Source organism: Pseudomonas fluorescens (genome assembly GCF_902497745.1).
GTDB lineage: Bacteria > Pseudomonadota > Gammaproteobacteria > Pseudomonadales > Pseudomonadaceae > Aquipseudomonas > Aquipseudomonas fluorescens_BM.
In genome coordinates, this window is the sequence record NZ_CABVHJ010000015.1 from 55,433 (window position 1) to 67,998 (window position 12,566).

A 12,566-nucleotide genomic window follows, 5' to 3' on the forward strand; every position below is an offset into this window, starting at 1 on the left:
TGTTTAGCGCGGTACCACCGGCTTGCGGGTCGGTTTCGGCCCCTTGCCTTTCGCGGCGTCCTTGCGCTCCTTGGCTGCCTGCTGGTTACGGGCAAACGCCGCAGCCTTGGCCTGTTCACGCTTGTCCCAAGGATTACCGCCATCACTGGCACGCGGCGGCAGACCGGTGTGCTGAGTGAGGATCTTGGTGGTCTTCTCTTTGCCGTCCTTCGCCACTTTATGGCTGCCGGCCGGCGTCGAGTTCTTGCGACGGGCGCTCTGGTAGCTGTCGGTAGCCGGTTGATGGGTCGGGATCAACTGATCCTTGCCCGAACCGATCAGATCACCACGGCCCATGCGGATCAGCGCTTCACGCAGCATCGGCCAGCCTTTCGGGTCGTGATAACGCAAGAACGCCTTGTGCAGACGACGCTGCTCTTCGCTCTTGACGATGGTCACGCCGTCGCTCTTGTAGGTGACCTTGCGCAGCGGGTTCTTGCCCGAGTGGTACATCGCGGTGGCGGTGGCCATTGGCGACGGGTAGAACGCTTGCACCTGGTCTGCGCGAAAGCCATTGCCCTTGAGCCACAGCGCGAGGTTCATCATGTCTTCGTCGGTGGTGCCCGGGTGGGCGGCGATGAAGTACGGAATCAGGTACTGCTCTTTACCCGCTTCCTTGGTGTACTTCTCGAACATGCGCTTGAACTTGTCATAGCTGCCGATGCCCGGTTTCATCATCTGGTTGAGCGGACCTTCCTCGGTGTGTTCCGGGGCGATCTTCAGGTAACCACCAACGTGGTGGGTCACCAGCTCTTTGACGTACTCCGGCGATTCGACCGCGAGGTCATAACGCAGGCCGGAGGCGATCAGAATCTTCTTCACACCCGGCAACGCACGGGCGCTGCGGTACAGCTGAATCAGCGACGAGTGGTCGGTGTTCAGATTCGGGCAGATGCCCGGGAACACGCAGGACGGCTTGCGGCACGCGGATTCGATTTCCGGTGTTTTGCAGGCGATGCGGTACATGTTCGCGGTCGGGCCGCCGAGGTCGGAAATGACGCCGGTGAAGCCCGGCACCTTGTCGCGGATCTCTTCGATTTCGCGAATGATCGACTCTTCGGAACGGTTCTGGATGATCCGCCCTTCGTGCTCGGTGATCGAGCAGAAGGTGCAGCCACCGAAGCAGCCACGCATGATGTTCACCGAGAAACGGATCATGTCGTAGGCCGGGATTTTCTCCTTGCCGTACGCCGGGTGCGGAACACGTGCGTACGGCATGCCGAACACGTAGTCCATTTCTTCAGTGGTCATCGGAATCGGCGGCGGGTTGAACCAGACATCGACTTCGCCATGCTTCTGCACCAGCGCGCGGGCGTTGCCCGGGTTGGTTTCGAGGTGCAGCACGCGGTTGGCGTGAGCATACAGAACGGCGTCGCCACGGACCTTTTCAACCGACGGCAGACGAATCACGGTCTTGTCGCGGGTCATGCGCGGGCTGGCCAGGATCTGTACGACCTTGGCTTCCTGCGGATCTTCGACCGGGCCTTTTTCCTGCTCGATGGCGCAGGCCTGGGTGTCCTGGGTGTTCACGTACGGGTTGATGATCTTGTCGACCTTGCCCGGACGATCGATACGCGTCGAATCGACTTCATACCAGTCTTTCGGCGTGTCACGACGGATGAACGCGGTACCGCGCACGTCGGTGATGTCTTCGATCTTGTGACCGTAAGACAGACGCTGAGCGACTTCGACGATCGCGCGTTCGGCGTTGCCGTACAGCAGAATGTCGGCGCTGGCGTCGATCAGGATCGAGTTACGCACGCGATCCTGCCAGTAATCGTAGTGGGCGATGCGACGCAGCGAGGCTTCGATACCGCCGAGTACGATCGGCACATGCTTGTAGGCTTCTTTGCAGCGCTGGCTGTAGACCAGGCTCGCGCGATCCGGACGCTTGCCGGCCATGCCGCCAGGCGTGTAGGCGTCGTCGGAACGGATTTTTTTGTCCGCGGTGTAGCGGTTGATCATCGAGTCCATGTTGCCCGCCGCAACCCCGAAGAACAGATTCGGCTCGCCGAGCTTCATGAAGTCGTCTTTGGACTGCCAGTTCGGCTGCGCAATGATCCCGACGCGAAAGCCTTGCGACTCCAGCAGCCGGCCAATGATCGCCATGCCAAACGACGGGTGATCGACGTAGGCATCTCCGGTAACAATGATGATGTCACAGGAATCCCAGCCAAGCTGATCCATCTCCTCCCTGCTCATCGGCAGGAATGGCGCTGGTCCGAAACATTCGGCCCAATATTTTGGATAGTCAAATAACGGCTTGGCTGCTTGCATGTCGACGACCGGTGTTGAAGTGAAAAATCGCGGGCGCGGAATATAGCACAAATTTTGACCAATTCCGACGGCAATGGTCGGTTTCTCCGACAGCCTGCGCCAGACATGCCTGACAACACCGGCAGATGCCAAAAAATCATTTCATCGAACCCGATAATCATCAGTCCAGAGCTTGCACGACTGAAATGACAACCCTTCAAGGATGAAGAAATGTCGCCAAAGCTACCTGTCAGACGCATCGTCACTGTCGATGTTCATTCACGCCCCGGTGATCCGCCGACCGTGCCCGCACCGCGCCCGGACCTGCGAACCGGCGCCATGCCCGTGCGTATCGATTACACGCCGGGCAAAACTCCGGCGCCACTCGATCTGAATGCAATCACGCCAGTGCCACCGGTCATGGTCAGCCAGATTCCTCCAACGGCAGCCTCCCCGCGTACCGTAAAGCTGCCGCTTGAACACTACCGGATCATCGAAGCAATCCCCTTACCGGCTCCCGATGCAGAAGGATTCAGGACATTCAAAGGCCGGCGCTACGTCGACGTCTCAAACGCAGGCGTGGTGCTCGTCGCGCGGGATCCTCAGAGCGGTCTGTACCGCGCACGCCTACCGAGCGAACGAAGCCCTTCCGGGCCGACGCTGATGCGTGATCCCGTGGGCAAGCTCTGGCACCCCCTGGAGGAGTTCGAACCGGTCACCTTTGCCTTGTCCGCGACGCGTCTGCAAGCGTTTGCCACCGGGCTGGATTTGCGTGCGGCACTGCCCACACAGGATCACCTGCATCGCTACGACAACAAACTGTATGTAGTCATTGGCGACCTGAGCTATCAGGTCTTGCATGATCTCGACGCGTCCTCGCCGGCCATGACCGTGATGCGCATCGTTCGTCCTGACGATCCCGTAGCGGCCGACACCGACAATGTGTATGTCGCGTCCCGCCCCGGAAGATCGGAACCGATTGTCTTTGATGTGCTGGACGGCTGGATGGGGACGCTGGTCGGCGGTGTGGCCGGCATACGCCGAAAACCCCGGCGAATGGGCGCCGTCGAGGCCGCCGACGTAATGTTCGAACTGCAAACGCTGGATCTGCAATTTGATCAGGCGATAGCCACCGGCGAGCGCATGCATGGCCTGTGGCGGGCAATGAAGGGGACCGAGCACGAGCGCACATTACTGGCGCGCCTCGCAGAACACCATCAGCAGGAACTCGCCCTTCTGGATAACGCTATCCAACTGCATATCGAGCACAAGGAGCTAGTCGTCGCAGCCAAAGGCCGCAACGACTATCGCGACAAAATGATCATGCTGAAAAAAGGACAATTGCTGACGTACAACCAACTGATGATCGCCAGTGATTCGCTGAAGCTACTGGACGGCCCGATCTTCGGCGGCCCTCCGTCAGAACATCCTGCCGTCGCGGCCCACCTGTCGAGCAAACTGGCGATCCTGAAAAAACGCCAGGCAATCGCTGACGAGCTGACGACACAGTGGCACTTGTCGCCAGAGGCGTTGCACGACACCGCCTTCGATCCGATCGAACTGCATGACCACGTGGCTTTTTGGGTCTACGCCAAAAGCCGGCTGTTGATCGATGAACGAGCGACGATCGATGTCAATAACGCCAATGCCAGATATCTCGCGTATTCATTCGGGCAGGTCACATTCGCGTTTCGTGCACTCGACAGCATTCCAGCTCAGGCGCGCATCTGCGTACTCAGTGATCTGCTGGATCAGACCGCCGCGATCAATGTGTCCTACCAACACTTGCCGCTGCCACCCGGCGCGGAGCATGCCAGCGCGCGGGGCAAAATCATCGAGGCCATCCAGGCTTTCGAAATAACTCTGGAGCAGCACCTGCAGCGTTATCACCATGAGCAGGAAAAAACCTCGGCGCTGCCGCCCCACGAACAACCCATCGACTTCGATTTCATTCCTGCACAACAGCTAAACCAGCCTTCAGCCACGCCCAGGAAAATGTTCCGCAGCAAACAGCACGGCGTCTACAAGATCCGCGTCGGCCGATCCCGTCGCACTGACGCGGGTGAAGAGCTGATCGATGTGATCAACCCGCATGATCCGACAGATGCCTTGCACACCTATGAACATCGAGAGGGCGAGTGGCGTCGACAGGTAGCCAGACAGGAGAAAAACCTGGCCACCCTGACTGACCAGGCCAACACGCTGCTGGAACAATCGGCATTGCACCTCAATACCGCCCGGCGCGATGAAAGAGCCAAAGGCAATGCCAACAGCATTGTCGAGTTCCTCACGGAACGCGCTGACCATCTCGCCGATCTGGCACGACAACTCGAACTCGCGCCGAATCCGGGTAACCGTGATATTGCACCATTGATGCAACGGCTCAATCACGACAGCCGCCGTCTGCTCGATGAAGGCGAAGACATTCGCGTTCGCCTGTACAAAGACCCGACCTACCTGAGCGTCGATCGGGTCGCGTTTCTGATCAACCATGGCCATCTCAGCGTCAGCCAGACGCAATCCCGGGTGCAACTGGGCAAGGGCAATAAAAAGGACTTTCTTGACGTCTACTCGCTGAACGACAAACAGACCGACGAGCCCCTGTGGTACGCGCATTTTCACTACGGCGAAAAAGACACCCCGGCGCTGGATTTCATGCAGCGTCGCGGCCATCTGAAAACCCGTGAGCAAAACCGCCTGGGAACGTCATCGCAACGCCGGGATGAACAAGCCGGGCGCGCGCACGTGCGCATCTGGCGAGAAGACATCGACCTGTCCACAGCGCAGAAAATTTTCCAGTTGGCTGCATAAGACAGCCCATCCCCGAGCCGAGGTTCGGGATCACTTTTCAAGGATGAAAAACATGGCTCCAAGAACGTCCACCAGGGGCAGCACTTCAGTCCAGGTACATACGCGCCCGCACCCGACGCAAGACGTGACCGTGCCACGCGTTGAGACCGGACCTCGATTCGACTCGGGCATTCCCGGCTCCGGCCGGCAGGGATCTGCGGCAAGACCCGACGGTGATGCCGATCTGGATGCAATCCGGCCGGTACCGACCGTCAGAATCGAAACAGTATTGGCTAACACGCAAGACGTGCAGCCTGCACAACACTCGATCAAGCACTACCGCATCGCCGCTGCGGCACAATTACCGGCGGCGGATGCCCAAGGGTTCAGGACGCACAAGGGGCGCCGCTACGTCGACATGGTCGATGGCGGCACCGTGCTGGTCGGTCTGGATGCCGGCACCAGCCAGTACCGCGCCAGACTCCCCAGCGAACGGGCGCCTTCCGGGCCGTTGCTGCAGCGCGAGGCTGACAGCGGCCTGTGGCGCCCGTCGAGTGCCAGTGATTCCGCCTCCGCATCATTGAGCGAAGCCAGCCTGCAAGCTTTTCGCACTGACCTGGATTTCAGCGCTGTGCAACCCGACAGTGACGGGGTGTATCGGCACAACGGCAGACGCTATGCACTCATCCACCACCACGCGTTTCAGGTCATGCTCGATGTCGATGCCTCCAGCCCCGGGCAACCCGTGTGGCGCATTGTCAATCCGCAGGATCCGGTGGCTGTCGACAGCGAAAACCTTTATCGCGCCAGCCGCAGTGGTCTGACCCATGCCGTTACGCGTAACGAGAACAATGAATGGGTGACGGCGTCACCAGGGTTGTTGGGTGGCATGCGGCGTGGACAGGAAAGCACGGCAGCGGATTTGCCCATGCTGTTGCAACAATACGTGCCTATTCAGAATGCTCATGCAGCAATGACCGAATCAGGGCAACGCTATGACGTCCTGTGGAGCGAAGCCAGAGCACTGCCAGCGGGCAGCCCAGCGCAAGCCGAAAGACTGATCGCCTTAGAGGTCCACATGCTCAGGCACATCAGAAAGCAAACGGAATTCGTGCAGTCGCTGGTCGATAACAGAACCTGGCTGGTGCGCCTGAAAACCAGCGCACGATTCAAAGAAGAACTGCAGACCTTCCGTATCGAAAGAGTGGAATACCTGAACCGGCTCATGGCTGTCATGGATCTGCGGACCCGGCCGACGGAACTGAATCTGAGCGCCGAAACCTGCAGACGCTGCATCGCCAATCTGCACAAAAAACTGAAGTTCCTCGAAGAGCGTCAGATCGTGATCGAGCAGATCAGAAAAGCCAATCCCGGGACGGCGCCCAGACTCGCTGAACTCAGTGCACAGGTGCCCAATGCCGAGCGCATCAACTTTAACAAGCTGACCCTGTACGTTCACCTGTATGCCGGCACGCCTGACCATTCGCCACACACGACCATGCCTTCGCTTTCGTCCATCGACCTGCTCACCGGAGACCTGGCCAGCGTTCCCGAACGCGAACATCCCATGGCGCTGGTCTTGACCCTTGAGCAAATCAAAAGCGACAGAATCCGGTTTGAAGCGCAGTTGGAGGCTGGTCACCCCAAAGCCGAGTACATCAGGGAAATTATCGCGCTGATCAATCCCCTCGAAAACCGCATAGAAAACCGGCTGACAGAGCTCTTTGACTCGTTCGACCGCAACACCGTACTGCCAAGACTCGATCAGGACATCGACTTCGACTTCATTCCACCGCAACCTGTCGACAGCGCGCCAGCCACCCCCGCACGAACAAGAAAAGTATTCCGCACTCGCCAGCACGGTACTTACCGGTTACTGGTGGGTGACACTGAAACCGCCCAGGACGGCAGCGTCACCATCTATGTTCCCGATCCTTTGCGCCCGGACAGCCAGCCCCTTCGCTATGAAAAGCGGCAGGGTGAATGGCTGCCCGTGCGGCAACCGATCGCCCGGACAGCCAGACCGCAACTCATAGACGAAGCCAAACGCTTGCTCAACGGTGTCGACGAACATATCGCTCAGGCCCGGGCGCATGAAGCCAGGCAATACAACCCGACTGACATCATTGAGGGCTTGGGCAGGGCTGCCGACCAGCTCAGCGACCAGGCCAGGCGCCTGGAATACCACGAAGCATCGGCCACGGATTCCGAGATCATCGCGCTGGTCACGCGTTTGCGCACGGCAGCCGAGTCGTTGACCGCCCAAGGTCAACAAGTCCTGGTGCGCATGTACAAAAACAAGGACGTACTGGACATCTTGCGCCTCAACTACCTGATCGATCATGGCGAGCTCAATGCACTCAAAACGGTTGATCGCAAACCGCTGGGCAAAGGCGCCGGCAAATCATTTCTGGACGTTTATTCGATAAGGGATCGTGCTGACGATGCACCGCTGTGGGAGGCTCACTTTCACTATGACAAGGCTGACCGTCAGTCATTGAATTTTACGGCCGAAGGCAGCCATCTCAAGACTCTCGAGCAGAGCCGACGAGGTCTCGAATCGCAGCGACGCGATGAACAGGCCGGGTTGCCTCATGTGCGCATCTGGCGTCAGACCTTCGATGGCCGGACAGCAAGCAAGATCTTCACGCTGGCCGACAACGTCGCCGGGGCCTCCCGGTGAGCCTCCACTGTCAGCTGACCAGACGGGATATCTACCCACTCAATCAGGCAATCACGCCGAACATGCGGTCAGCTCCCGCCTACGCGAACTGACCGGCAAAACTTTCAAGGATGAAAAACCATGCCAGTAAAAACGCCCACCAAAGGCACGACCTCCGGTCACACCACGGTTCGCCCTGACACCTCGCCTGAGGTGAACCTGCCACGGTCTGACAATTCACGGCACACAAGCTCGGGGCTTGAGGCGCTCTTCGGCCAACCAGTGCGGCCGGGCAGAACCACAGACACAGCCGACCTGGATTCGATTGAACCTGCACCGAGCATCACGGTGCATTCGGCGCCTTCGTCGCCAGACCTCTCTCATCCAGTCAAGCAGCCACTGGAGCATTACCGGCTCGCCGCAGCACCGGGATTGCCGGTAGCCGACACCAGCGGCTTAAGGACGCACAAGGGTCGCCAGTACGCGGAAATGGCCGACGGCGGCATCGTCCAGGTTGGCAAGGACACAGACACCGGCCTGTTGCGGGCCAGGTTGGCGAGCGAATCGAAACCGTCCGGCCCATTGCTGCTGCGCGATCCCGAGAGCGGGCTGTGGCACAGACTGGAAGACTTCGAACCGGACACATTCCACTTGAGCGACACTCGCCTGGAACCGTTTCGCACAGGGCTGGATTTCAACCACGCAGAACCCGGCAACGACGGCCTTCATCGGTTTGACGGCAAACTCTACGCGGTGATCGAAAACCACGCGTATCAGGTCTTGCACGATGCCGATGGATCAACCCCGTTAGCGGCCGTGATGCGCATCGTGCGCAGCGAGGATCCGGTGGCCAGTGACAGCGCCAACCGGTATATCGCAACGCGCCCGGGAAGATCGGAACCGATTGTTTTCGATACGGTAGAAGGCTGGGTGGGTATCACAGTCGCCGGAGCGGGCGGGATGATGCGCAGCGAGGGTGGTCGCGCGCCTGTTCGTCTGGAGCTGCGGGACCGGCTATCTCTGGCCCTCAACAAATTGCGCAGCCCAGAGTCGCGCGCCAGAAAACTGTTTCCCGACCACACCGATGACGAGATAGGCGACTTCATCGGCTCATTGGGAGATGACATCGCGGGAGGTTTGACCCGCCGCGAAACCGACTACAAAACCCTTAAGGTCGAACTCAATACCTGGGTCAGACAATCCGCCCTCGCGTCGACAGCGGATACGTCGCCAAACGGCGCACAACAGCTCGCTGATAGCCTCAAACATTGCTGGCGCCATCAGAGCGGAGGCATTCTCAGACTGGAGGCCGCAAACGCAACGCTGCCCGCGCTGACCGCGGATTTCAGCCATGTTCGGCACCTGACACTGCAATCGGTTACCTGGACCGACTCGGCCAATACGTTTCTCGGCAATTTTTCCGGCCTGGAGGCTCTGCAGATTACCGGCTCAACGCTGGGTACGTTACCCGCTGCCATTGTGCAGATGTCCAACCTGAGCAGGCTGGATCTGAGTTCGAACCGAATTGCACTCAACGAGAAAACGGCAAGAGAACTGAGCACGCTGGGCAAACTCAAGCACCTTGACCTGTCAGCCAATCCACTGGGTAAAACGCCTGATTTTGCCGGTATGCCGGAACTTGAAACGCTGAACCTGAGCCATGCACAACTGGATCAATGGCCAACGGGTCTGCGCAATCAGGCACAACTGACTCAGTTGGACTTGCGTAACAACCAGTTGACCGAGGTGCCAGAGGCACACCTGACACCTTCGACCGATCAGTTCGGAGCGGTCGCACGGATCAACAGCGTCACACTGTTTGAAGGCAATCCTTTCCCGCCCGACTATTGGAAAAAACTTGAAGTGTTTTGGCGACGTGTGGCGACCGAGCACCCGGAGCTGAACAGCAACGCATTGGCTGGCGCATTCAGACTCGAGGGTGATATGCCCGAGATCGCCACCGTACAGCGGGTCTACCCGGACAAAAACGTACAACAGGCCCGGGAATTTCTCACCGGACTGGATGATGAGGGCAAAGTGAAACTGGCTCGACGGCTTGAGGAACTGGATTCACTTGAAGCCCAGTTGAAAGCTTACGTTGACAGCAGTCAGACCGATTCATCCGGCGCTGAGTCACCCGCAAAAATACAGGCGCGGCGTGTCGCCAGAATCATCAAGGGTTGCTGGCTTCAAGACCCGGGAGAAATTCTAAGACTGGCCTCCATCAACGCGCCGCTCCCTGCCCTCACCGCAGACTTCAGTCATGTCAGATTACTGAAGCTCGACAACGTTACCTGGTCGGGGGATGCCGACATATTCCTCTCCAACTTTACTCATCTGGAGCATTTGTCAATCAGCCACTGCGGGATTGAAACCTTACCTCGCCCCGTGAGTGCGATGGACAAACTGCGCAACCTCGACTTGAGCCATAACCGACTTGAACTGGACGAAAAAAGTGCGGCAACGCTCAGTGCCATGCGTCATCTGGAGGTTGTTAATCTTTCCGAAAATCCAGCGCTGTCGCTGCTCCCTGACTTCAGCAACATGGCCGGATTGAAATACCTGTTGTTGAATAAAACGGGAATCGATCAATGGCCGACCGGACTGCAGGACAAAACGGGGTTGATCATTGTTGATTTGCGCAATAACCATTTGAAAGAAGTGCCGCAGGAATTCATCAATCCGCCGCCAGAGCAGTTGCTGACGGTCGCCCGAATCAACAGCAACACGCATCTCGACGGCAATGATTTCCCGCTCGAATACTGGAAAACCTTCGACCACTACTGGCGGCGTGTGAGCAGGGTAGCCCCCGATCTGCTGACCTCTCACCATGATGTGATGTTTGATAGCGACAACTCGCTGACGCAACGGTATCGGCGGCTGTTTCCAGGCAAGGACGTCAAAAAGTGCAGGGAATACCTCTGGAGTTTTGACGGTGATGCAGCGGCCACTAAAGTCCACAACCTCGAGCTTGAGTTCGGCATGCTGAAACGTCAGCTCGATGCCTGGGTTTACTCTGGCGGAGGTAATCGCGCAGGCTACATTCGGGCCAACCAACTGGCGTTCAACGCACAAACCCGTCCTGACAGGGTCTCGGCCAGCAACAGGATTATCAGTTGCTGGCGACAGGAAACACTGCCGAAGCTGGCCAATGACCGAACGCCCATCGGCCTTGAACTGGATCTGAGTGGCCTGAGGTTGCCAAGCCTGCCGGACATCGATGTCGACTTCAGTCATGTCGGCTCTCTCAAACTGAGCAATATGGACCTGAGCACTTCGCCGGAAGGTTTTCTGACTCGTTTCCGCCATGTCCGCTGGCTGGATCTGTCGCGCAATCAACTGCGCGAACTGCCACCCGCAGTGGGCGAAATGAACGGGCTGACGCGACTTTTTCTACAGAAAAACCAGATTTCCCTCACTGCCGACACGGCCCGAATCCTGTCAGAGCGAACGACTTTGCGAGCCCTTTGGCTGCACGAAAATCCGCGACTGGGCATCACACCGGACTTCAGCACGATCGTTGATCTGCGCTCGATCGATCTGGCCAACACCGGTATCGACACCTTTCCAACGGGCATTGCCGATCAGCCCCTGCTGGACACCATCAATCTGAGCAACAATCGAATAACGCAGATCCCGGATTCTGTCATCGCACCGCCGGACGCGCGTCTGGGGCACACTGTGCGCATCAACAACGTGACCGACATCGCCGACAATCCGCTGTCCGCAGCAACCCAGACCCGGCTGACCCAGTACAACGACCGCCTCATACAGGCCGAAACTCCGCTGACGGGTTTGAGAAACCTGGTCGACACGGCGCGAGGTCACGCCCCCGTAATCAACCGTAGAGTCACAGACGATCCGGTGGCGCGGTGGACAGCGGGACTCACGGCGGATCAGCTGGCGGCCAGAAAAATCCAGTGGCAGGCACTGCGCGATCAGCCACGCTCGGATGGCCTGTTCAATACGTTTGAACGCTTGTTGGAGTCCCCCACCGGTCACAGCGAACTTCAGAGTCGAGTCTGGAGGCTGATCGACAGCATTACCGAGAACACTTCAGAGTCCGAACGTCTGCGCAACGAAGTGTTTGATCGGGCGGGTGACGCGGCCTGCTGCGATCGGGCGGCGTTCACCTTTGCCAATCTGGAAACCCGAATGATGATGCATACCGCCCTTGCCCAGGCCGGCGACAAGGCGCAGGGGCCAAAGCTGTTCGCATTATCCAAAGCATTGTTCCGTTTGCATGAAGTCGACAAAATCGCCTCGGCAGACATCGCGCAACGCGAGGCCGCCATTGCAGCAGCCAGATCGCCGCAAGAAGCAGCAGCACTTGCACCACCTCATATTCCGGAAGAGGTCGAAGTCAGGCTCTTCTATCGCCACGGTTTGAAAGACCGACTGCAATTGCCGGGACAACCGGAAAGAATGGGGTTTTCTCGTCTGGCCGGCGTTTCACCAGCGCAGCTGGAGAATGCGTACAAGAAAGTCATCGCGCTGGATAACTCTCCTGAAGAATTTCAGGAATTGGTGTCGAGGGAGTTCTGGCAAAAATTCCTCACCCATAAGCATCAGGAAACTTTCGAAAAGCAGCGCCAACCGTTTCAGGATCGGCAGGCGGCGCTCGACGAGTCGTACGAGGCCAAGGGGCTATCGTTTGCCGATTACGACGCGCAATCCAAAGCGATGCAAGCATCGTTGATGGTTGAGGAAGCGGCATTGATCGAAGCGCTGACCCGGCAAGAGCTTGCCGAGTACTCAGCGGCCAACACCGTTGAAGAAGTGGTGGGTGCCAGCGCATAAATTGACAGTAGCGGGTGTT

General features: G+C 58.4%; 4 protein-coding genes. 3 read left to right on the plus strand and 1 reads right to left on the minus strand.

What is annotated here, in order from left to right:
* Positions 1 to 3: 3 nt before the first annotated feature.
* A complete protein-coding gene (locus F8N44_RS21845; RefSeq protein ID WP_150651766.1) occupies positions 4 to 2,316 on the minus strand; it encodes a YgiQ family radical SAM protein in 2,313 nt (770 codons plus the stop codon).
* Between the two features lie 210 nt (positions 2,317 to 2,526).
* Between F8N44_RS21845 and F8N44_RS21850 the strand changes: the two genes are divergently transcribed.
* The 3 genes from F8N44_RS21850 to F8N44_RS21860 all read left to right on the plus strand — a co-directional run bounded on the left by F8N44_RS21850 (position 2,527) and on the right by F8N44_RS21860 (position 12,547).
* Positions 2,527 to 5,106 carry a hypothetical protein gene (locus tag F8N44_RS21850; protein WP_150651767.1) on the plus strand — a complete coding sequence of 860 codons (2,580 nt, stop codon included), beginning with the start codon at positions 2,527 to 2,529 and terminating at the stop codon, positions 5,104 to 5,106.
* A gap of 43 nt (positions 5,107 to 5,149) precedes the next feature.
* The gene (locus tag F8N44_RS21855; protein WP_224794807.1) at positions 5,150 to 7,768 is read left to right on the plus strand and encodes a hypothetical protein; all 2,619 of its coding nucleotides are present in this window, start codon (positions 5,150 to 5,152) and stop codon (positions 7,766 to 7,768) included.
* Positions 7,769 to 7,888: 120 nt separating this feature from the next.
* The gene (locus F8N44_RS21860; protein WP_224794808.1) at positions 7,889 to 12,547 is read left to right on the plus strand and encodes an NEL-type E3 ubiquitin ligase domain-containing protein; all 4,659 of its coding nucleotides are present in this window, start codon (positions 7,889 to 7,891) and stop codon (positions 12,545 to 12,547) included.
* The last annotated feature ends 19 nt before the right edge of the window (positions 12,548 to 12,566 follow it).